The 21,690-nt window shown below is 64.8% G+C and carries 19 protein-coding genes; 9 read left to right on the top strand and 10 right to left on the bottom strand.

Annotated elements, in window-relative coordinates:
- Positions 1 to 290: 290 nt before the first annotated feature.
- Positions 291 to 1,163: an alpha/beta fold hydrolase gene (locus tag QOL62_RS12420; RefSeq protein ID WP_283406571.1), complete on the bottom strand. Its 873-nt coding sequence runs from the start codon at positions 1,161 to 1,163 to the stop codon at positions 291 to 293.
- A 171-nt stretch (positions 1,164 to 1,334) separates the two neighbouring features.
- On the opposite strand from QOL62_RS12420, the gene trxB reads away from it, so the two are divergent.
- Positions 1,335 to 2,309 carry a thioredoxin-disulfide reductase gene (gene trxB, locus QOL62_RS12415; protein ID WP_103730563.1) on the top strand — a complete coding sequence of 325 codons (975 nt, stop codon included), beginning with the start codon at positions 1,335 to 1,337 and terminating at the stop codon, positions 2,307 to 2,309.
- Between the two features lie 45 nt (positions 2,310 to 2,354).
- Here the strand turns inward: trxB and QOL62_RS12410 are convergent, their stop codons facing one another.
- Positions 2,355 to 2,900, bottom strand: coding sequence for a SixA phosphatase family protein (locus QOL62_RS12410; protein ID WP_103730564.1), 546 nt, complete (start codon positions 2,898 to 2,900; stop codon positions 2,355 to 2,357).
- A gap of 36 nt (positions 2,901 to 2,936) precedes the next feature.
- Complete coding sequence (locus tag QOL62_RS12405) at positions 2,937 to 5,666, bottom strand: ATP-dependent DNA helicase (protein WP_283406489.1); 2,730 nt, start codon at positions 5,664 to 5,666, stop codon at positions 2,937 to 2,939.
- A 143-nt stretch (positions 5,667 to 5,809) separates the two neighbouring features.
- On the opposite strand from QOL62_RS12405, the gene QOL62_RS12400 reads away from it, so the two are divergent.
- The 3 genes from QOL62_RS12400 (at position 5,810) to QOL62_RS12390 (ending at position 8,459) form a co-directional block, all read left to right on the top strand.
- Positions 5,810 to 6,463: a PadR family transcriptional regulator gene (locus tag QOL62_RS12400; RefSeq protein ID WP_283406488.1), complete on the top strand. Its 654-nt coding sequence runs from the start codon at positions 5,810 to 5,812 to the stop codon at positions 6,461 to 6,463.
- Between the two features lie 2 nt (positions 6,464 to 6,465).
- Entirely contained in the window at positions 6,466 to 6,756 is a 291-nt protein-coding gene (locus tag QOL62_RS12395; protein ID WP_283406487.1) for a DUF2218 domain-containing protein, read from the top strand.
- Positions 6,757 to 6,860: 104 nt separating this feature from the next.
- Positions 6,861 to 8,459: a lysine--tRNA ligase gene (locus QOL62_RS12390; RefSeq protein WP_283406486.1), complete on the top strand. Its 1,599-nt coding sequence runs from the start codon at positions 6,861 to 6,863 to the stop codon at positions 8,457 to 8,459.
- Between the two features lie 43 nt (positions 8,460 to 8,502).
- Here QOL62_RS12390 and QOL62_RS12385 read toward each other — a convergent pair whose 3' ends face one another.
- The 3 genes from QOL62_RS12385 to ettA form a co-directional block, all read right to left on the bottom strand.
- Positions 8,503 to 9,168, bottom strand: a complete 666-nt coding sequence (locus QOL62_RS12385) for a prolyl hydroxylase family protein (protein WP_283406485.1) — start codon at positions 9,166 to 9,168, stop codon at positions 8,503 to 8,505.
- Between the two features lie 138 nt (positions 9,169 to 9,306).
- Positions 9,307 to 10,221, bottom strand: coding sequence for an RcnB family protein (locus QOL62_RS12380; protein ID WP_283406484.1), 915 nt, complete (start codon positions 10,219 to 10,221; stop codon positions 9,307 to 9,309).
- A 188-nt stretch (positions 10,222 to 10,409) separates the two neighbouring features.
- Positions 10,410 to 12,089: an energy-dependent translational throttle protein EttA gene (gene ettA, locus QOL62_RS12375; RefSeq protein ID WP_103730571.1), complete on the bottom strand. Its 1,680-nt coding sequence runs from the start codon at positions 12,087 to 12,089 to the stop codon at positions 10,410 to 10,412.
- A gap of 217 nt (positions 12,090 to 12,306) precedes the next feature.
- Here ettA and QOL62_RS12370 point away from each other — a divergent pair, with 217 nt between their 5' ends.
- Positions 12,307 to 13,677 (top strand): M28 family peptidase, encoded by a 1,371-nt coding sequence (locus tag QOL62_RS12370; protein ID WP_283406483.1) that lies wholly within the window; start codon positions 12,307 to 12,309, stop codon positions 13,675 to 13,677.
- A gap of 64 nt (positions 13,678 to 13,741) precedes the next feature.
- On the opposite strand, the gene QOL62_RS12365 is transcribed toward QOL62_RS12370, so the two are convergent.
- From QOL62_RS12365 to QOL62_RS12350, 4 genes are all read right to left on the bottom strand, one after another.
- Complete coding sequence (locus QOL62_RS12365) at positions 13,742 to 14,620, bottom strand: HpcH/HpaI aldolase/citrate lyase family protein (protein WP_283406482.1); 879 nt, start codon at positions 14,618 to 14,620, stop codon at positions 13,742 to 13,744.
- 281 nt (positions 14,621 to 14,901) lie between these two features.
- The gene (locus QOL62_RS12360; RefSeq protein ID WP_283406481.1) at positions 14,902 to 15,762 is read right to left on the bottom strand and encodes an SDR family NAD(P)-dependent oxidoreductase; all 861 of its coding nucleotides are present in this window, start codon (positions 15,760 to 15,762) and stop codon (positions 14,902 to 14,904) included.
- Positions 15,763 to 15,787: 25 nt separating this feature from the next.
- Positions 15,788 to 17,029, bottom strand: coding sequence for an MFS transporter (locus QOL62_RS12355; protein ID WP_283406480.1), 1,242 nt, complete (start codon positions 17,027 to 17,029; stop codon positions 15,788 to 15,790).
- Between the two features lie 56 nt (positions 17,030 to 17,085).
- The gene (locus tag QOL62_RS12350) at positions 17,086 to 17,736 is read right to left on the bottom strand and encodes a TetR/AcrR family transcriptional regulator (protein ID WP_283406479.1); all 651 of its coding nucleotides are present in this window, start codon (positions 17,734 to 17,736) and stop codon (positions 17,086 to 17,088) included.
- A 128-nt stretch (positions 17,737 to 17,864) separates the two neighbouring features.
- On the opposite strand from QOL62_RS12350, the gene QOL62_RS12345 reads away from it, so the two are divergent.
- From QOL62_RS12345 to QOL62_RS12330, 4 genes are all read left to right on the top strand, one after another.
- Positions 17,865 to 19,214: a hypothetical protein gene (locus QOL62_RS12345; RefSeq protein WP_283406478.1), complete on the top strand. Its 1,350-nt coding sequence runs from the start codon at positions 17,865 to 17,867 to the stop codon at positions 19,212 to 19,214.
- Positions 19,211 to 20,626, top strand: coding sequence for an acyl-CoA reductase (locus tag QOL62_RS12340; RefSeq protein WP_283406477.1), 1,416 nt, complete (start codon positions 19,211 to 19,213; stop codon positions 20,624 to 20,626). Before QOL62_RS12345 ends, QOL62_RS12340 begins: the two co-directional genes overlap by 4 nt.
- Positions 20,627 to 20,820: 194 nt before the next feature.
- Positions 20,821 to 21,051 (top strand): biotin/lipoyl-containing protein, encoded by a 231-nt coding sequence (locus QOL62_RS12335; protein WP_103730634.1) that lies wholly within the window; start codon positions 20,821 to 20,823, stop codon positions 21,049 to 21,051.
- A 40-nt stretch (positions 21,052 to 21,091) separates the two neighbouring features.
- On the top strand, positions 21,092 to 21,643 hold the full coding sequence (locus QOL62_RS12330) for a peroxiredoxin (protein WP_103730579.1): 552 nt from the start codon (positions 21,092 to 21,094) through the stop codon (positions 21,641 to 21,643).
- The last annotated feature ends 47 nt before the right edge of the window (positions 21,644 to 21,690 follow it).

Here is a 21,690-nt window from a genome sequence, read left to right as displayed (position 1 = left end):
CCTCCACCCCAACTTTCGTGCAATCGGTAGCCTTCTGCGTGAAGGCAGCTTCCCACGAAAGCGGACACAGCCCTGTCTTGCGAACCCGCACGGCCTGTCCGAACCGTCTCCGTTACAGGGTCGCGCCGGGCTGTCCTGACTGCTACCCGGCCGTTCGCACGACAGTCTCCCTCCCCGCGTTCCACCAGGGACGCCCCGACGCCGGCCCGATTTTGCTTCGCGTTTTCCCCGAAGGCGTAAAGCCCGCATTCGCCAGCGGGCGCTTCCGCGCGTCCGCAGCGTACCGGCGGTCAGGCAAGGAATCCCTTCACATCGGCTATGAAGCGGCCGAACTGGTCGTGGTGCAGCCAATGGCCGGCGTTCTCGTATTCGATCAGTTGCGCAGTCGGGAAGTGGTCCATCCGGCCGTCGCCTGCCGGGCTGGTGGCGAAGCTGTCCTTGCCCCACAGCAAAAGCACCGGGCACGTGATTGCCTCCCACAGCGCGATGATCTGGTCGGTCGGCAGGTCCGACGTGGTCCAGACGTTCAGGTAGTTGTCGAACTTCCAGCTCCAGGTGCCATCCTCGTTGCGTGTCGCGCCGTGGATCGTGAGGTGGCGCGCCTGCGCGTCCGTGAGGAAGCCGTTCTCCTCCTTCATCCGCTGGTATGCGTCGCGCAGCGAAGCGTATTTGCGCACGGTGCGGCCAGACGCCTTGCGCTTCTCCTCGATCCACTGACGCAGCCTCTCTCCCGCGCCCCGGGCTTCCTGTTCGCGCCGCATGGCGGGCGGTGGGCCCAGGCCCTCGATATTGACGAACTTCGCCACCTTCTCCGGGTAGAGGCCGGTAAAACGCGTGGCGATGTTGCCTCCCAGCGAGTGCGCGACGACCGTCACCTGGTCCTGCCCCAGCGTATGCACGAGCTGGGCGAAGTCATAGACAAAGGCGTCCATGCCGTAGTGTCCTTCGGGCGACCATTCGCTGTCGCCATGACCGCGCAGGTCGGGGCAGATCACATGCCAGTCGTGCCGCAGCTCCTCGGCCACCCAGTCCCAGCTGCGGCAGTGATCGCGCCCGCCGTGCTGCAGGATCAGCGGCGGCGCCTCGGGATTGCCCCAGTCCACGTAGTGAAGGCGCAGGCGCTGGGAGACGAAGCGGTTCGAAGTGGGGCCAAGCTGACTCATCATTCCCGATGGATGGGGGGCGGCTGCGCGCAGGTCAATGTGTCGTGGCGATCCCGCGTGCCGTCCTGCAATTTGCGGGGATGAAATAAAAGCTTGCGCCGCGCGTGCTTGGCAAACCCATGCGCGAGACCCTATCTCGCGGGCCAAGGAATTCACGCCGGAGACAGTTTAATGGCGACCACGCACAAGACCCGCATGCTCATCATCGGTTCCGGCCCGGCCGGACTTTCCGCCGCCATCTACGGTGCGCGCGCCGGAATGGAGCCGATCGTCGTGCAGGGCCTGCAGCCGGGTGGCCAGCTGACCATCACCACCGACGTCGAGAACTATCCCGGCTTCCGCGAGGTCATCCAGGGGCCATGGCTGATGCAGGAGATGCAGGCCCAGGCCGAGCATGTCGGCACGCGCATGATGTGGGACACGATCACCAATGTCGACCTCAGCGGCGACGTCTTCGTCGCGCAGGGCGATTCCGGCGACACCTATGAAGGCGACACGCTCGTCATCGCCACGGGCGCGCAGGCCAAGTGGCTCGGCGTCCCGGGCGAACAGGAGCTTTCGGGCCGGGGCGTTTCCGCCTGCGCCACCTGCGACGGTTTCTTCTATCGCGGCAAGAAGGTGGTGGTCATCGGCGGCGGCAACACCGCGGTCGAGGAAGCGCTCTACCTCACCAACCACGCGACCGAGGTCGTGCTGATCCACCGCCGCGATTCGCTGCGGTCGGAGAAGATCCTGCAGGATCGCCTGTTTGCCCATCCCAAGATCAAGACCGTCTGGAACAAGCGCGTCGATCGCTTCGTGGCGGGAGAGGACGGGGCGCTCCGCGCTGTGGCCCTGACCGACACGCAGACCGGAGAAGAGAGCGAACTGCTGACCGACGGCGCCTTCGTCGCCATCGGTCACGCGCCTGCGACTGAACTCTTCAAGGGCAAGCTCGCCATGGACGAAACCGGTTACCTGATCGTAGAGCCGGGCACGCCCAAGACTGACATCCCCGGGGTTTTCGCGGCGGGGGACGTTTCGGATCACGTCTATCGGCAGGCGATCACCGCCGCTGGCGCTGGCTGCATGGCTGCGCTCGACGCCGAGCGCTACCTGGCGGAAAAGCTGCACCTGGCCGGCATCACGGAAACGGTGCAGGGCTGAAGAGAACGGAGGGGGAGCCGGCGTTTCCCCCTTTTGCAGTGCGTCTCAGTCGGTGAGGCTTGGCCCCAGCGAAGGGTCTAGGTCACGCGGGCGCACAAGATGGACAAGCCGGCCGGTGCCGTCGCGCAGGTCCGCCCAGTTTTCGATGTCCAGTTCGATGACCGCGTAGGCCGCGGTGGGGAACTTGTCCTCCACCACATCGCGCAGCGGGCTGCTGCCGTCGTCCGGCACGAGATCGAAGATCAGATCCTCCAGCCCTGGGTTGTGCCCCACAAGAAGGATCGTGCGCGGATCGGAATCCTGTTCGCGCAGAACGTCGATCAGTGTTGCCGAACTGGCGAGATAGATGCGCCGATCCCACGTGATCGGCGGCGTTTCACCGGCCGCCTCGCCGGCCAGTTCGATCGTCTGCGTGACGCGGACTGCCGGTGAGGCGAGGATGCGCTTCCAGCCGACTGCGTGTTCGCGGATATGCTTGCCCATCAGGCCCGCGCCGGCCCGGCCCCGCGTGTTCAGCGGGCGATCGAAGTCCCGCAGGCGCGCGTCGGTCCAGTCCGATTTGGCGTGACGGAAGATACCGAGCGTTTTCATGGGCGAACTCTTGGACAGGGTGTCGGGTACGGCGGATCAGTTCGGTGGGTCTGAAGCCTCGATCGTCTCGGCCGTGGCCCCTGAAGCATGATCGGCCACGCGCTGTAAAGCCTCGTCCAGCGAGACTCTCCGAATTGGCGTACCCGCCGGAAAGGCGGAGAGCAGGCGTGACGGGAAAGCGGGGGAGAGGACGACGAAATGCCCGTGATCGTCGCGGCTGCGGATCAGGCGACCGAAGGCCTGCGCCAGCTTCGCCCGGATCAGGGTGTCGTCATAGGCGCTGCCGCCGTTGGCGAGGCGCCGGGCGCGGTGCAGGATCGTCGGCCGAGGCCAAGGCACCTGCTCCATGACGACCAGCCGCAGCGAATGCCCGGGAACGTCCACACCGTCCCTCAGCGCATCGGTGCCGAGCAGAGAGGCCGCGGGATCGTCGCGGAAGATGTCCACGAGCGTACCGGTGTCGATGGGATCGACATGCTGGGCGTAGAGCGGCAAGCCGCCGCGCGCGAGGCGATCGGCGATGCGGCCGTGAACGGCGCGCAGGCGGCGGATCGCCGTGAACAGCCCGAGCGCGCCGCCGCCCGACGCCTCGATCAGGCGCCCGAAAGCCGCCGACAGGGCGGGGATGTCCCCCTTGGGCACGTCCGTGACAATCAGAACTTCCGCCTGACTGGCGTAATCGAACGGGCTCTGATGGATGGACAGGCGCGGCGCGACATCGATGGTCGGCGTGCCTGAGCGTGCGATTGCTTTCGTCCAGTCTTCCCCATCGCGAAGCGTCGCCGACGTCATCACAACGCCGTGTGCGGGTTCGAGGACGACCTTGGCGAAGGGCTTCATCGGATCGAGCCAGCGCCGGTGAATGCCGATGTCGAACTCCCGCGCTTCCGAGCGATCGACCGCCAGCCAGTCCACGTATTCGGGATCGGCCGGGCCACCGAGCCGATCGAGCAGCGATTCCCACGCTGCCAGAGTCTCGACACGCCAGGTCAGCGAATGGCGGGCGCCCTCGATGCGGGCGCGGCCTGGACCGTCGAGCCAGTCCGGCGGCTCCTCCAACAGCGCTTCCAGTCTCATGCCGAGACGGATCAGCGGCTGGCGCAGTTCAGCGAGCGCCATCCGCGCGGCCTGGGCGATCTCGACGAAGGCGCCGTCCAGACCGGCGGCTTCCGTCTCCAGGCCATAGCCGGCCTCCTGCCCCCCGCTTTCATCCCGGGCGTAGACCGTGGCCCGCACCGCCGCGAGCAGTTCCTCCAGCGGGCCGGAGGCAGCGTTCTCGAGGATGCGCTGCATCCAGCCGTCGCCGGGCAGCGCCTCGGCTGCGGCGCGTGCGGCGGTGATCGCCTGCGCCCCGGCCTCGTCGTAGCTGGCGATATCGGCGAGGCGGGCGGACAGGCCCCGGCGGCGGCCCTTCGAAGCCTTTTCAGGCCCGATCACCCAGCGGCGCAGTTCAATCGCCTCGGCTCCGCTCAGCGCGGCGGCGAAAGTGGAATCGGCGGCATCGAAAACGTGGTGGCCCTCGTCGAAGACGATGCGGGTCGGGCGTGATGCAGGATCGCGTCCCCGCGCGGCGTTCACCATCACGAGGGCATGGTTTCCGATGACGAGGTCGGCGCCGACGCTGGCGCGGGCCGCGCGTTCGATGAAGCATTTGCGGTAGTGCGGGCAGCCCGCATAGACGCATTCGCCGCGCCGGTCAGTGAGGGCCGCGATGCCGCGTTGGCGAAAAAGCGTTCCAAGCCAGCCGGGCAAGTCGCCGCCGATCATGTCGCCATCGCGTGAATAGGCGGCCCACCGCGCCACGAGCTGCGCCAGCACGGCGGCGCGCCCGGAAAAACCCCCTTGAAGCGCATCTTCAAGGTTGAGCAGGCACAGGTAATTTTCCCGCCCTTTGCGCACCACCACCGGCCGGGTGCCGTCGGCCCGGTGCTCGGGCCAGGCGCGGCGGCTCTCCTGCCGGAGCTGGCGCTGCAGTGCCTTGGTGTAAGTGGAGACCCAGACGGTGCCGCCCGCCTTCTCGGTCCAGAGCGAGGTGGGCGCGAGATAGCCCAGCGTTTTACCGATACCCGTGCCGGCCTGGGCAAGCAGGACATGCGGTCGTCCGGCGCGTTCGCGCGGCGCAAAGGCGTTCGCCGCCTCCACGGCATAGGCACGCTGGCCGGAGCGCTGTTCGGCGGTTGATCCGGTAAGCCGCGTCAGCCGTTCCAGCACCTCCTCCTCGCTGAGGACGACCTGACGCGGCTGCGGAGCCTCCGGCGTTTCCTCCCACTCGGGCAGCCGGGCGAACAGCCACCGCTCCGCCTGTGACGGACGCTGGATCCGCCCCGTCAGCAGCGTGGCCCAAGGCCATCGCATCCGGATCAGCGATTGCAGTGCAGTCCAGGCACCTTCGCGCTCGGGCCACTCGGGATTGCCGCACATGTCGAGCAGGGCACCGGCTGCCTCCTGCAACAGGCGCGGCACGTCCGCATCGCCCTGCGGCTCCTCCAGGTTGAGCGCGTGAGCCAGACCCTTGGGCGTGGGCACGACGAAGCGCGCCGGGTGCACGAAGGCGTATAGCTCCAGCAGATCGAGCCCGGACAGATCGGGATACCCCAGCCGCGTCGCCAGAAGCGGAGCGTTGAGGATGAGAAGAGGCGTATCGGCTGCCGCCATGACCGCATCACCCTTGGAGATGGGTCTGGTGCCACTGCCCGTCAGGTCCTGCTCACGCAGCCAGCAGCCGCCATGACTGGCGTGTAGGGCGGGAAGGGGCAATGCAGCCATGGTCCGGTCTTAGGGATGCGACAGACGATTTGGAACGGGATCGAGCCCCCGTTCACCAGAAAGATTACCAACTGATACACTTTTCCGGCTTGCCGCTTCTCTATCAAGATATATCTTGGAGATGTCAAAACAGATGAGAAGTGATGAACGATATGAAGTGTATTGACGCAGACCGCGCCGAACGCGGCGCCCGGCGTGGCCGGGATGGCTCGCGGCGCCACGCCGGCGGTGGCGTCTTTGCCAAAGGTTTCCCCGGCGGCGGCGGCCGCGGCTGGGGCATGGGCCCGGACGGCGGTGGCTTCGGTGGCGGAGGCGCGCGCGGTGGTGCGCGGCGCAAGCGGCTGTTCGACCAGGCGGAACTGCAGCTCCTGATGCTCGCCCTGATCGTCGAAGCTCCCCGCCACGGCTACGAACTCATCCGGGAGGTCGAGGCGCTTTCGGGTGGAGAATACGCTCCCAGTCCCGGGGTGGTTTATCCTGCTTTGATCTTCATGGAGGAAACGGGCCTCATTGCTCCGGCTGCGGACGAAGCCAGTCGCAGCAAGGCATTCGCCGCCACGGAGCGGGGCATCGCCAGGGTACGGGAACAGGAAGACAGCATCGCTGAACTCAAGGGCCGACTTTCCGCCCTGCTGGAGCAGCGGGACCGCATCGACCCCGCGCCTGTCCGCCGTGCGTTCCATGCGCTTAAGACCGCCGTTTTCGACCGGCTGTCGCAGGAAGGCACCGACCGGGATTTCATACTCAAGGTCGCCGATGTGATCGACGACGCGACCCGCACGATCGAAAGGATTTAGACGTGAACACTATCGAAGCCACCGTGAAGACTGAAAACGGCGGGAAGTACGTCCGCCAGCTTTGCAAGCACTGGAGCCACAAGCTGGAAACGCAGGTCGATGGGGACGTGGGAACCGTGACTTTCCCCAACGCGGTCTGCACCATGGCCGCCGATGGCGAGAGCATCGCCATCACCATCACCGGGGAAGAGCGCGAGGCGGTGCAGCGCCTGACCGACGTGGTCGCCACTCACATCGACCGCTTCGCCTTCCGGGAAGCGCCGCTGGAGTACAACTGGATCTGGCGGAACTGAAATCAGGGCGAGCGGAGCGCCGGTTCCGCTCGCTTCCCGCAGGAGGGCGATAAGGCGGCGACTCCGGCCTTGCGAAAGTCGCGCATTTCGCCAATTAGCGCCGCATGACTGACAATGCCCTGATCGAAGCCGCACGTGTGTCCAAGGCCTGGCCCTTTCAGGAGGCCCAGAAGCTGCTCAAGCGCTATCCGCAGGGCAAACCAAACGGCGCACCCGTGCTGTTTGAAACGGGGTATGGTCCCTCGGGGCTTCCCCATATCGGCACTTTCCAGGAGGTACTGCGCACCACCCTCGTGCGCCGGGCCTACGAAGCGCTGACCGGCGGCGCGCCCACGCGGCTGGTCGCCTTTTCCGATGACATGGACGGGCTGCGCAAGGTGCCCGACAACATCCCCAACGCGGATGTGCTGGCGGCCAACCTTGGAAAGCCTCTCAGCCGCATTCCGGATCCTTTCGGCACGCACGAGAGCTTCGCTCATCACAACAATGCGATGCTGCGCGACTTCCTCGACCGTTTCGGCTTCGACTACGAATTCGTCTCGGCCAGCGACCGGTACAATTCGGGCGAATTCGACGCCGCACTGACCCGGGTGCTGGAATGCAACCAGGCCATCCTTGACGTCATGCTGCCGACCCTGCGCGAAGAACGCCGCAAGACGTACTCGCCCGTGTTGCCCGTCTCGCCCACGACGGGCGTCGTGCTGCAGGTTCCGGTCGAAGTGCTCGATCCCGCCACCGGCCTCATCCGCTTCACTGACGAGGACGGCACCGTCGTTGAGCAATCGGCATTCGGGGGCAAAGCGAAGCTCCAGTGGAAGGTAGACTGGGCCATGCGCTGGTACGCGCTGGGCGTCGACTACGAGATGTGCGGCAAGGACCTTACGGACTCGGTCACGCAGTCCGGCAAGATCGTGCAGATCCTCGGCGGTCGCAAGCCCGAGGGCCTGATCTACGAGCTGTTTCTGGACGAGAACGGGGAGAAGATCTCCAAGTCCAAAGGCAATGGTTTGACCATTGAGCAGTGGCTGACGTACGGCACCGAGGAATCGCTCGGCTTCTACCTCTTCCGTGAGCCCAAGAGCGCCAAGCAGCTCCACGTGGGCGTGATCCCCAAGGCGGTGGACGAGTACTGGCAATTCCGCGGCAACCTTCCAGGGCAGCCGCTCGACAAGCAGCTGGGCAACCCGGTGTGGCACCTGCTGCGCGCGAACGGCGACGAAGAAGGCGCGGGCGATACCGTGCCGGTCACATTCTCGCTGCTGCTCAACCTCGTCGGTGTGCTCGGCGCCGATGCCACGGCGGAGCAGGTCTGGTCCTACCTCGGCAACTACGTGGCCGATGCCAGTCCCGAAGCCCATCCCGATCTTGCCGAGATGGTGCGGGCCGCGCTCGCCACCAACCGGGACTTCATCGCACCCACGCTGCAGCGTCGTGCTCCCCTTGGCGGCGAAGTGGCTGCGTTGCGGGAACTCGATGACAAGCTTGCCGCTCTCGGTGATGAAGCCTCCGCGGAGGAACTGCAGAACATCGTCTACGAAATCGGCAAGAACGAGACCTACGGCTTCGAAAGCCTGCGCGACTGGTTCAAGGCGCTCTACGAGACGCTGCTGGGCTCACCGCAGGGGCCGCGCATGGGAAGCTTTATCGCGCTTTATGGGGTGGCGGAAACGCGCAAGCTCATCGCCGAGGCTCTGGCTGCCTGAGCCCCGCGCCGCCCGGCGCGAGCCGGGTGACGGGACGGCCTTGCTACTGCCAGAGCCGGGTTCGAAACCATTTTGTGACGACGTACTTCACGCCGCGCAGCACCGGTCGCGCGGCGTGCATCGTCCACGGGTTCGGCGTGCCATCCGGCTGGGCGTTGTTCCACAAGAGCAGCGTGCCGGTCCGTGGCGGAATGCTCAGCGCGACCCGCGTAAAATCCGTGGTGCCGCCTTCATCGACCGCGTTGAGGTAGACCATGGCAGTCCAGCTGCGCTGCCCGCCGCAGCGCCGTTCCTGGCGCCAGTAGCTGGCGTCGGTATCGAACCAGTCGCAATGCTCATGGAAGAACTGGCCGCAGGTGTATCGCTGACCCTGCGCGGCCTCGCCCCAGGTGGCGGCGATGCCGGTGAGGGCCGAAAGCTTCCTTTCAAGCCGGCGCACACAGAGAGCACCGGCGTCGATATCGCCCGAGTAGCTCGTTCGGTAATCCGGCCAGAGGTCCTGCTCGACGAGACTTGACGGAGTGGCCACCGCATCGATCAGGGCGATGAGACGGGCGCAGGTGCCGGCGGGAAGAAAGTTATCGATCGCATAGATCTCCGCCCGTTCCTCGGGCAGGCGGCGGGCAAGCGGCTGGAGCGAGAGGCGCTCGCGAACAGTCGCGCCGATCCGGGCAAGGGCCTTTCGGTCAGGATGAACGGCAGTCGCCATGACAGCGCAGAGTATCGGGATCTTGGGCGGGATCAATGCCTGCTACAGCTATCGGCCGGGCGGCATGGGGTAAGTCAAAGGAAAACTCCCGGAGGCATCCTCCGGGAGTTCGATCAGAGCATCAGTGGCGGTCTCGTCTTACCAGAAGAAATCGTAAATCACGTCGACCACCTGGCCGCTGTAGATGTCCACCAGCATGACGTCGTCGTAGTAACGGATCCAGCGGTAGGGGCCATAGACCGGCGGCAGGCGGTACTGCCACGGATCGTTGATCCAGTAGCGGTTGCCGTAGAACATCGAGCCGAGAGAGAAGCCGATGCTCACCCGTCGATAGGCGTAGCCGCTGTAGGGCGCGTAGTAGCGGCCCGGCCGGTAGATGCCGCGATTGCGGTCGCGGTAGCGCTGCCAGTCGTACCGGTTGTCACGCCGCCAGTTGTTGCGGTTCCAGGCCTGATAGCGACCGCCGTCGCTGTTGCGCCAGCGGTCGTTGCCCCGCGAGTCATTGTCGCGTCGGTCGTTGTCCCGCCAGCGGTCATTGTCGCGTCGGTCGTTATCTGCGCGCCAGGCGGGATTGCGGTTGCGATCGCCGTCTTGGCGACGATCATTATCCGCCCGCCAGGACGGTCCTCGGTCGCGGCCATCATTGCCGCGGTCCGGACGCTGACTGCGGTCGCCCCCGGGCCGGCCGCTCTGCCAGCTGCCGCGCGGGTCGTGCGGGCGTTGCACCTGCACCTGCCGCTGCTCGCGCTCGCGTGCCTGGCGAAGCTGCGTCCCCAGATCGACACGCGCGTTCTCCCGCGGTGCCTGGAAAATGCGCTGCGGCTGCTGCGCCCGCTGAGGGCGCTGTGCAGGCTGAGGGCGCTGTGCAGGCTGCGCCCGTTGCGGCGGTGCGCTGCGTCGCTCGCCGAAGCCGCCGCCGCGCTGCGGGCGTTCCGCACGCGCGCTGCCCCGATCATCGCGCTGCGCGAAGCTGGGGGGAGCGAAGCTGGTCACCGCAAGCGCCATCGCGGCGGCGGTGAGCATCGCTCCTGTCTTCTTGTTAATCTTTGCCATGTTCCGGTTCTCCAAACCGAATTGCCGGACGGCGATCGCGGCTCATCGTGGAATGTTTCTAGCACTCTCGCGCTGTCGCACAGGTGAACCGTCTCGTAGCCTTTCGTTCAGCGTTGGATTGCTGAAAATGAATGAGCCGTCGTCCGCATCCGGGCGACGGCTCACTATCGTTTCGCTTGAGGCGAGGATCAGCGGGTGAGTTTCTTGTACGCCAGACGGGTCGGACGATCCGCTGCGTCACCCAGGCGACGACGCTTGTCCTCTTCGTACGCGGCGAAGTTACCTTCGAACCACTCGACATGGCTGTCGCCTTCGAACGCCAGGATGTGCGTTGCGAGACGATCGAGGAAGAAGCGGTCGTGGCTGATGACCACGGCGCAGCCAGCGAAGTTTTCGATCGCCTCTTCCAGCGCCGCCAGCGTCTCGACGTCGAGGTCGTTGGTCGGTTCGTCAAGCAGCAGTACGTTGCCGCCCTGCTTGAGCATCTTGGCGAGGTGAACGCGGTTGCGCTCACCACCCGACAGCTTGCCGACGTTCTTCTGCTGGTCCTGACCCTTGAAGTTAAACGCACCCACGTAGGCGCGGGTCGACATGTCGTGACCGTTGACCTTCATGTAGTCCAGCTTGTCCGAGATCTCCTCCCAGACGTTGTTGGATCCGTCCAGGTGATCGCGGTTCTGGTCAACGTAGCCGAGGTGGACGGTCGAACCGATCTCGATCTCGCCCGAGTCCGGCGTCTCCTGGCCGGTGATGAGCTTGAACAGGGTCGACTTGCCCGCGCCGTTGGGGCCGATGACCCCGACGATGCCGCCCGGCGGGAGGATGAACGAGAGGTCCTCGAACAGCAGCTTGTCGCCGAAGGCCTTGGAGATGTTCTTCGCCTCGATGACCTTGCCGCCAAGACGCTCGGGAACCTGGATGACGATCTGCGCCGAGCCGGGCTTGCGGTTGTCCTGCGCGGCGACCAGTTCCTCGAACTTCTTGATACGGGCCTTGGACTTGGTCTGGCGGCCCTTGGTTCCGGCGCGGATCCACTCGAGTTCGTCGTTGATCGCCTTCTGACGGCCGGACGCCTCGCGGTCCTCCTGCGCCAGGCGCTTTGCCTTCTTCTCGAGGTAGGTCGAATAGTTGCCCTCGTAGGGGAAGTACTTTCCGCGGTCGAGCTCCAGAATCCAGCCCACCACATTGTCGAGGAAGTAGCGGTCGTGGGTGATCATCAGCACCGCGCCGTGGTATTCCTTGAGGTGGTTTTCCAGCCAGTTCACGCTTTCGGCGTCAAGGTGGTTGGTCGGTTCGTCCAGCAGCAGGATGTCGGGCTTCTGGATGAGGAGGCGGGTCAGCGCGATGCGGCGCTTCTCACCGCCCGAAAGGCTTTCGACTTCCCAGTCGCCGGGAGGGCAGCGCAGCGCTTCCATCGCGACTTCAAGCTGGTTGTCGAGCGACCAGCCGTCGACCGCGTCGATCTGGTCCTGAAGCGTGCCCATCTCCTCCATGAGCGCGTCGAAATCGACGTCCGCCGGCGGATCGCCCATGATCATCGAGATTTCGTTGAAGCGATCGAGCTTGTCCGCGATCTCGCGCGCGCCGTCCTTGACGTTCTCAAGCACGGTCTTGCTGGGATCGAGCTGTGGCTCCTGCGGCAGGTAGCCGACGGTGATGTTCTCACCTGCCCAGGCTTCGCCGGTGAAGTCGGTGTCGATGCCGGCCATGATCTTCATCAGGGTCGACTTGCCGGCGCCGTTGGGGCCGACGATGCCGATCTTGGCACCCTGGTAGAACTGGAGGCTGATGTTGCTGAGTACCGGCTTCTGGGCTGCCGGGAAGGTCTTGGTCATGCCCTTCATGACATAGGCGTATTGGGCGGCCATCGGGTTCCTCTGGATGGAAATTCGAGTACGTGGAAGTTGGTCGTCGCTCTACAGGCGCGAGCCGGAGTTGCCAAGGGCGAGGGGGCACCGCGTGGGGTGCGGGCGAACGGCCCGGATTTCCCGCTGAAGCTCACCGGTTGCAAGCCGCGTCCCGGCGGACAATCCGGACCTTCATCAAAGCTTGGCAGCTACTTGTTGCTCCGGTAGCACCTCTTGCATGAACACACTCCGAACCGCTCGCGCGACCCTCGCCGCAGTCGCCCTTTCCGCCGCCATTCCCGCACTTGCGGCCCCGCAGCAGGGCAGCGGCGTGGCTTGGGACATCGTCGAAGGCCTGACGACCGAGATCGGCCCGCGCCCGGCGGGTTCGCCGGCCGAGAAGGCCGCACGCGAGTGGGGCGCGGCGAAGCTGAAGGATCTCGGCTTCCAGAACGTGCGGATCGAGGACTTCGTCACCCGCACCTGGACTCGCGGCGCGGAAAGCGCGACGCTGACCGCGCCTTACACGCAGCCGCTCGCGATTACGGCGCTGGGCTTTTCGGTGCCCACGGCCAAGGCCGGGCTGAAGGCCGAACTCGTCTACTTTCCGACCCTGGCGGCGCTGGAGGCGGCGCCGGACGGTTCGCTGAAGGGGAAGGTCGCCTTCATCGACCACGCCATGCGCCCCGCCCAGGATGGCTCGGGGTACGGTCCCTATGGCGCAGTGCGCCGTCAGGGGCCCAGCGTAGCGGCCCGCAAGGGCGCGGCGGCCGTCGTCATCCGCTCGGCCGGCACGGACCGCCACCGCAACCCGCACACCGGCGTGACCGTATTCGCGAGCGATGTGAAGCCGATCCCGGCGGGCGCGGTATCGAACCCCGATGCCGATCTCGTCGCGCGGATCGCGGCGCGCGGCAAGCCGCTCGCGATCGACCTCACGCTGACGGGGGCTCCGTTCCCCAATGCGCCCTCGGGCAATGTCATCGCGGACTTGCCCGGAAGGGACACGACGCTGCCGATCATCGTCATCGCGTGCCATCTGGATTCCTGGGATCTGGGCACCGGCGCGGTGGATGATGCTTCAGGCTGCGGGATCATCACTGCGGCGGCCCTCGCTGTGCAGAAGGACGGTCAGGCCCTGCGCACGATCCGCGTGCTCTGGTCCGGGAACGAGGAAATGGGTGTGGGCGGCGGTGGCGGCGGCGATCATTATGCGAAGGTCCATGGCGCCGAACCTCATGCCCTTGCGATGGAAAGCGACTTCGGCGCAGATCGCGTTTGGCAGGTCAAGTTCACGGCGGCGCCTGAAAACAAGCCGCTTGTGGCTGCGGTGACGGCAGCGCTTTGGCCCATGGGTATCGTGCCGCACGAGGGCCCGGCCGACGGTGGAGCGGATGTCGCCGCCATCATCAAGGCGCAGGATCTGGCCGTGATCGATCTCGGCCAGGACGGGACGCACTACTTCGACCTGCATCACACGCCGGACGACACCCTGGACAAGGTCGACCCCGCAGCCCTGCAGCAGAACGTCGATGCCTGGACGGCCGTGCTCAAGGTCGTGGCAAATACGCCCGGCGTGATCGGCAAGGCGCCGTCGTCGGCGCAGTAGGCCGGATCGTTTCCCCCGGCGCTCCGGCACGATCCTTTCGTCGCAAGAGCGCCCGGGGGCTGGTTCAGCGGCCGGACGCGGCGATCTGCTCGGCCATGGCGACGAGGCGTCTGGCCTGGTCGAGATGAAGAAGCTCCGTCATCTTGCCGTTGACCTGGATGGCGCCCTTGCCCTCGTTTTCCGGCGCGGCAAAAGCCGCGATGACGGCGCAGGCCCAGGCCAGATCGGCTTCGCTGGGGGAAAAGGTGGCGTTGCACGGTTCGATCTGAGCGGGATGAATGAGGCTCTTGCCGTCGAACCCGAAGAGCAGGCCCTGCCGCGCCTCTGAAGCGAAGACATCGAGATCCCGGAATTCGTTGCAGACCCCATCGAGAATGGCAAGGCCGTGCATGCGCGCGGCCGCGACCGCCTGCGAGAGGAACGGCAGGAACGGGGTCCGCTCCGGCGTGAGCTGGGCCCGCATCTCCTTGGCAAGATCGTTTGTTCCCATGATCCAGAGCGAAAGCCGGGTGGAGCTCGCCCTGGCTGCGATCGGCTCCAGCGCAAGGACGCTGGCGCAAGTCTCGATCATGGCCCACAACTGCAGCGATGGCGGTGCCGAAGCGAGCGCATCTTCGTACCGATCGAGGTCGCCCGGGCCGTTCACCTTTGGCACGAGCACCGCGTCCACTCTCGATGCTGCGGCCGCGGCAAGATCGGCGGCGCCCCATTCGGTGTCGAGGCTGTTAGTGCGAATAGCCACTTCCCTGTGACCGAAGCCACCTTCCTCTACGGCTGCAACGGCGGCGGCGCGCGCTTCGGCCTTCGCCTCCGGGGCGACCGCGTCCTCAAGGTCGAGTATCACGACGTCGCAAGGGAGAGTGCGCGCCTTCGCAATTGCCTTGGCGTTCGAGGCAGGAAGATAAAGCGCGCTGCGACGCGGGCGATCTGTGGCTGAAGTCATCGCGGGGCTTTCCTTGAACGGCAATTTGTCAGAGCTCTCTTGGAACTGGCAACCGCCGCCGGTCAAGCGGGCCTGCCGCAGCCGGCGGGGCACGGTCAAGCGAGGGTGGCTTGCAATCGTTTGCTGACGTGCTATCAAGACTGCAGCCGTAACGATCGCTTCGGCGTCGTGCGAGGAACAGGGGATATCTCCCGTGCTCCGAGTTGCCGCGGCAGCCCTTCCAGGGTCGCACATGTCACCCCGTGACCCGCTCGCGAAGCAGCGGGCGCGGGGAGACGCTGTCAGAGCTGGTTCAGGATGCGTTCGCTTTCCGCCCACAGCCTTACGGCCGCTTCGTCGTTCAACGCCTGCGGGGCCGCTGGAACTTCCGTTAAATCGTGGAAATACCGGCCTCCGGGGCGTCCACCTTCGGGAGCGGTCGCAAGCCAGATGATCGTACGCGCCGCCTCTTCAGGGGGAAGCAGGTCCTGGCTCGCCATGTAGGCCTGAAGCGTCGCTTCGCCGTGGCTGGAGAAGTTGGAGCCCACCTTGCCCGGGTGCATGGCCTGCGCGACAATACCAGAGGCAGCGACGCGCCGGGCCAGCTCACGCGTGAACAGCAAATTGGCGAGCTTCGCCTGGCAGTAGGCGTGACCCGCTGAAAAGTTCGCCGTCAGCATCAGGTCATCCCAATTCATCGAAGGGCACTGCTCATGCGCAAGGGAGGAGACAGCAATTACCCGCACGGTTTCCGGAGAACTGTCCCTTGCCGCCGCTTCAAGAAGAGGCAGCAGTTCGCTCGTCAGCAGGAACGGGGCAAGATGGTTGGCGGCAAACGTGGCCTCGAGGCCCTCCGAGGACGTGTACAGCCCATCGCGAATACCCCCGGCATTGTTCACCAGAACATGAACCCGAGCCGTCAATGAAGCGATTTCGCGTGCGACCCGGCGCACATCCGCCATCTCGGCGAAGTCGCCTCGCACGAAATCGACGCGAGCGCCCGGAAGTGCACGAAGCTCCTTTTCCGCAGCCGCGCAGCGGTCCGGATCCCGGCCTGTCGCGATGACGTGCCAGCCTTCCCGCAGCAATTCGATGGCAGCGGCCTTGCCGATGCCGGAGCTTGCTCCGGTGATGACGGCAACCTGATCGATCGGTGAACGCATGTGCAATCCTTGTCCGGGAGGGTGTTCAGAGGGAAGGTGCCGCCTCAAGCGGCTGTGCCACTTCGGGCTGCTTTCCTCCCCTGCCGGTCAGGAAGAAGCATAAGGCACCGACTATGGTTATGCCGGCGGAGAAGAGCAGGAAGACGTCGAACCGCCCCGTCGACCGCAAGGTGGAGCTCAGCAGCACCGCTCCTACTGCGGTGGCCAATCCCATCGACGCGATCAGGAAGCTGTAGACGAGGCTGAAGTGAGACACGTGGAAGGTTCGCGAGGCAACATAGGCGCCGATGTCGCCTTCGGCTCCCTGGGCCAGGCCGACGAGAAGAACCGCGGACGCCAGAAGCCAGGACTGGTCAGCAGGCGAGGCGAGGATCAGAAACCCTACAGCCGGCAGGCCGAGGGCCGTCAGCGCCACGGCTTGCGGGGAACACTTGTCCAGCGCCAGCCCGCTGGCGAACCGGCCGATTATCACGCCCACGGCATAGACGGAAATGATCCAGGTGGCGAACTGGCCCGACGCTCCGCTTTCGACAAGGACGAGCTTGAGCTGTGAGGACACCAGAACGGTCGGTACGTTGCAGAAGAACATGCCCGCCACCATGAGGACGAAGGCCGGGCGTCGGACCAGTTGTACGAACCGCGGCCAGGTGATCGCCGGCGCCTTCTTTCCGGACGGGCTTGGGTCTTTTGGCCTTTCGCGCCCCACGAGCAGGATCGCAGCGATGCCACCCAGAGCCGAAATCGCCGCAAGAAGATGGTATCCTGCGCGCCAGCCCTCCGCGTCGATCACCTGGCCCACCAGCGGAACAACCGCGGCACCGATCAGGGGAGGGCCGCTCATCAGAACCGACAGCGCCATACCCCGTGCCGCATCGAACTTCTGAATGACGACCCGTGTGAACACGAGTGTTGTGGTGAGGACGCCGAACAGGTTCTGGAACACTGTGATCGCGAAGAACTGGTAGATGTCGCCGGTCATAAAGCTGAACGCGATGAAGCTGGCCGGCATCGCAATGAAGCCGATCGAGGCTGAAACCCGTGCTCCGTAGCGATCGACGAACCGGCCCCAGAAGGGCACGGTGAACATGGTTGCAAGGCCGAGTGTTCCGACAAGGGCGAAGCGGGATTTTTCCCAGCCGAAGGCCGCGATCAGTTCAGGCGCGAACAGATTGATCATGTAGTGGTTCAGCGCGGCTCCGAGCGCCACGCCCAGCGCCGCGCCAAGCAGCGTCGTCCCGTTCACCTGGAATTCCCTCAGGTACGTCACGTGCGTTCTCTCCCATGATGCGCCCGTTTTCGAGTCGCCGGTGGCTTCAGGTCAGATCATCGTGGTTCAGCGCCCTTGAGGAACAGGTCCACGGCAAAACGCACCCGGCGGTCAACATCTTCGTCGGCGAGGCTGTTGCCCGCGACAATGAAGCGGACGGGACCACTCACGACCATGCTGATGAAGACGTTCGCGGCAAGTATCGCGTCCTCGATGGCGAGGCGGCCCGCTTCCGTTTCATTCTCCAGTATCTCGGCCAGAAAGCGCACTGAGGGCAGAGCCGCAATTTCGTAGTAGGTCTGGAAAATGTCCGGAAAACGATAGGCCTCGGTGTTGATCAGCCGCTGGAGCTCGGCTCCCCCCGGTTGCGAGACGAGGGCGATACGAAGCATCGCTATGGCGATCAGTGTGTCTTTCAATGTTTCCCTGCGAGTCCCGGCGATCACGTGCGCCGGCGCGGCTCGCGCTTCGGTTCCGTGGCGGATCGCGGCGCGGAACAGCGCAGCCTTGTCTGGGTGACGGGCGTAGACCGTCCGCTTCGTCATGTTCACGTCAGCTGCGATCGCCTCGATCGTGGCACCGTCGTACCCCTTCTCCAGGAAGTGCTGAAGAGCGCAGTCGAGCAGTGCTGCGTGCCGAGCCTGCGCCTGTTCACGGGTGGGGCGCCCGGCTCGCACCGGAGCCGCGGGGAGGGATCGTTCGAACATAGCAGCAGTGGAGCCGAATTGACTTGCCTCGCCAAGAGCCGCGTGAATAATGAAACGCATAAGATGCCATTAAGCGAGTCGGCGCAGGCTGTCCAGCGATGTGCGACAACGAGAGGAGAAGTCGGGATATGGGTGCCGCTGCAGACAAGCTCATGGCGCTGGTAGCAGATCCGGAGCGTTTCACGTTTTCGGCTCACGAATTGCGCGAAACCCAGGTCGCGGCTCTGGACGAGCGCTTTCAGGAGCGCCGTGCTCAGATCAAGCTGCTCGGCCTCAGGGCGCGGGATGCAGGGGTGGAGCGCATCGCCCGAATTGAGGATGTGGTGCCGGTGCTGTTTCCGCACACCGCGTACAAATCCTATCCGGAAAGCTACCTGATGGATGAGCGTTGGGACCGGCTGACCAAGTGGCTGGGGACCGTCTCGGCACACCCGGTCGCGGGCGTCTCACTCGACGGTGTGCAACATATCGACGACTGGATCGCCCGCCTTGCCGACCAGGGGCACTTCATTTCGTGCTCCAGTGGAACGACGGGCAAGTCCGCCATGCTGATCGCCTCCCGCAAGGACATGGAATGGTCGAAGGTGGACACGGTAAATGTCTTCTCATGGGGATCAGGTGTCATCCCCGCGCAGGATCGGCTCATCGTAGGCTGCGCGCCGGTGGCGACCGTTCCGAAGAATGCCACTATCGCCCAGGCCCAGTACGAGGCGTTCGCCAATCCGGAGTGGCCGCGCTGGAACTATCCGGTGCCGCCGATAACCGTGGGATCGCTGACAGCGATGGTCGTGATGCGCAAGAAGATAGCGGACGGCACCGCTCGGCCCGATGAGATCGCGGCCTTCGAACAAACTTCGGCAGAGCGCGCGCGGCTGGTGGCGGACGCAGTGCCGGCCACCGCCCGGTTCATCATTGAGAACCGCCATCGCAAGCTCCAACTCTCAGGCCTCTGGAGCGGCCTTTGGCAGGTTGCGAAAGCCGTGCGCGACGCCGGCTACGGCCGCGAGGATTTCGATCCCGACAACTCGATTTACGTGGGTGGCGGCCTCAAGCGGGCCCAACTTCCCGTCGATTACCAAGAATACGTTTTCGATACGTTCAACATACCGGCCGATCGGCACTTCCAGAATTACTCCATGCAAGAGCTGAACTCCGGAATGCCTAAATGCCGTCAGGGCGGCCGCTACCACGTGCCGCCGTGGGTGATACCGATCCTGCTCGACAAGTCCGGCGATAACCCGCTCACGCATGGACGCGGCGAGCAGGAAGGGCGCGCGGCTTTCTTCGATCTGTCGCTCGACGGCCGATGGGGAGGGGTGATCACCGGGGACAAAGTGTCCCTGGACTACAGCCCATGCGCCTGCGGCAATCAGGGGCCTTCCATTCGAGACACCATCGTACGCTACGCCGATCTTGAGGGAGACGACAAGATCGGGTGCGCAGGGACGGTGGACGCCTATGTACGAGGTGTCGCATGAACGAGATCACCCGCCCGCTCGCCGACGAGGATCTGGTCTCGGCGCCGTTCTTCCTCAGGGGGGAGGTGCTGCATGGAACGGACGTCATTCAAAAATCACGCGATCTGGGTGTGACTTTCGCAACCCCGCAAATTCCCTTTGACCGCGTGGTTCCTCCCCGCACCGAAGTGCCGCCGCTGCTTAACGTCCCTCTTGCGGAAATCATCGATTTTCTTGTTGAGACAGGCCAGCGCCTGCTCGCCAGCGACAATACGCACATGCAGGAATGCATCGAACGTATGTGCCGGACACACATTCTGCCCCGGGCGGTCGTCGAAAACACCGCGCGGCATGCAGCGGCCTATCTCGACAAGAGGGTGCTGATGGCGGAGGTGGAGCAGAACTTTCCGGATCCTCGCGCGCTCGACGAATGGGTGCCGAAAGAGGACTTCACCGGCCGCAGGAGCTTCGTCCGCGCTTTCGCGCCGAGGCTCATCCATGTGCTGCCGGGCAATTCTCCCGGGGTGGCCGTGAAATCGGTGGCTCAGGGGGCGATGGTGAAGGGGGTGAACCTGTTCAAGATGAGCAGCGCCGATCCCTTCACGATGGTCGCGATCCTGCGCACGATGGCGGATATCGACGCTGGCCATCCGATCGTTCGTTCCATGTCCGCCGTCTACTGGCGCGGGGGCGACGATGCGACGGAAAGGGTTCTGTACCGCCCTCAATACTTCGACAAGATCGTGGCTTGGGGCGGGGGTGACGCCATAAACAACGTCATCAAGTATCTCGGACCTGGGTTCCAGCTGGTCTCGTTCGACCCCAAGACTTCCATCTCCATGGTTGGGCGCGAGGCGCTCGTCGATGAAGCTACGATAGACCACGTGGCCGACCTGTGCTCGGCCGATGTGATGACGCTGAACCAGGAGGCCTGCGTGGCGAGCCGCTTCCAGTTCGTGGAGGGAGACGAAGAGCAGGTGGACCGTTTCTGCGAGCGCCTGCACCATCATGTTGCCCGCCGGGCCGCAGAGAGCGGCGATTTGCGTCCGCTGGACATGGAGATGCGCGAAGCCGTGGAATCCATGATGCTGATGGACGACGAATTTGGCGTCTGGGGGCGCACGGACGGTCGCGGGCTCGTGGTGAGGTCGGACGAGCCGGTCGATTTCCACCCGATAAACAAGACCGCCAATGTCGTCCGCGTCGATAGTCTGGATGATGCCGTGAAGTGGATCAACGTGGCCACGCAGACCGTCGGCTTCTGGCCCTTCGATAGGATGCCGGTTTACCGCGACCGTCTTGCAGCGGGTGGGGCGCAGCGGGTGGTCCATCTCGGCGAAGCGGGGCCCTCCACGATCGGCAACCCGCACGACGCGATGTATCCGCTGCACCGTTTCGTGCACTGGACTGCGCATGAGGACGGGAAGCGGTGATGCCGTGAGACCGCCACCAAGGCGGGTGCCGGGCTACCGGCACGCCTTGCAGGTTGAAGCGTGGCGGCATTGCAAGCACGCGCAACATCGCCGATGCGGATATGCGCCGCTGCCGCTTGCCTGCTCCCGGGAGTGCGCTACCCAACGTCAAGACAGCCCGCATCTGCGAGGCCTCTGAGGGGATCATCAACACCATGGCCGTCGAAATCCTGCTTCCGAAGATCGGTTTCTCCATGCAGGAGGGGCAGATCGCCGAATGGATGGTAGCCGATGGAGCGCAAGTGACTGAAGGTCAGCCGCTATTCTCTCTGGAGGCGGACAAGTCCACGAACGAAGTCGAGGCTCCGGCTTCGGGCACTCTCAAGATCGTAGGCAAGACCGGCGAAACCTACGAAGTCGGCACCGTTCTTGGCTGGATCGAGTAAGGTACTGGACAGGCGTGGATAGGGGGATCACTATCCACGCATGGATCGTCTTCTTGCAGTCGCCGCGGCCTTCGGGCTTCTTGCCGTCTCCAGTCCGGCCCGAGCAAGCCTGCCGGTCGGTGCCAAGGCGCCTGCTTTCGTCGCGAAAGGCGCGAGAGCCGGAAAGGCGGTCGATTTCGATCTTCGCCAGGCCCTGAGCCGCGGGCCGGTCGTACTCTACTTCTACCCGAAGGCTTTCACGCAGGGCTGCACGCTGGAGGCGCATGCCTTTGCGGAGGCGACGCCAGAGTTCGAGGCGCTGGGCGCTACCGTGGTCGGCATGTCCGCTGACGACCTTCCCACTCTGAAAAAGTTCTCCAAAGAGGAGTGCCGGGATAAATTCACGGTCGCGACAGCGAGCCCGCAAGTGATCAAGGGTTATGACGTAGCGCTTTCGCGGCCCGGAATGTCCGGCAACATGACCCAGAGGGTCAGCTACGTGATCGACCAAAGCGGACAGGTGGCGTTCGTCCATGCCGACATGGACTACCGCGCGCACGTGAGGATGACGCTTGCGGCCATCAAGGCGATGAGGACGAAGCGTCCGGGCTGAGCTTCCCTTAATGCGGCCGGCGCGGTGAGCGCCACTTTACAATCGGG

Source organism: Novosphingobium panipatense (assembly GCF_900182875.1).
GTDB lineage: Bacteria > Pseudomonadota > Alphaproteobacteria > Sphingomonadales > Sphingomonadaceae > Novosphingobium > Novosphingobium panipatense.
Note: the sequence above shows the minus strand (reverse complement) of the source record. Positions and strands in the feature narration are given on the sequence as shown.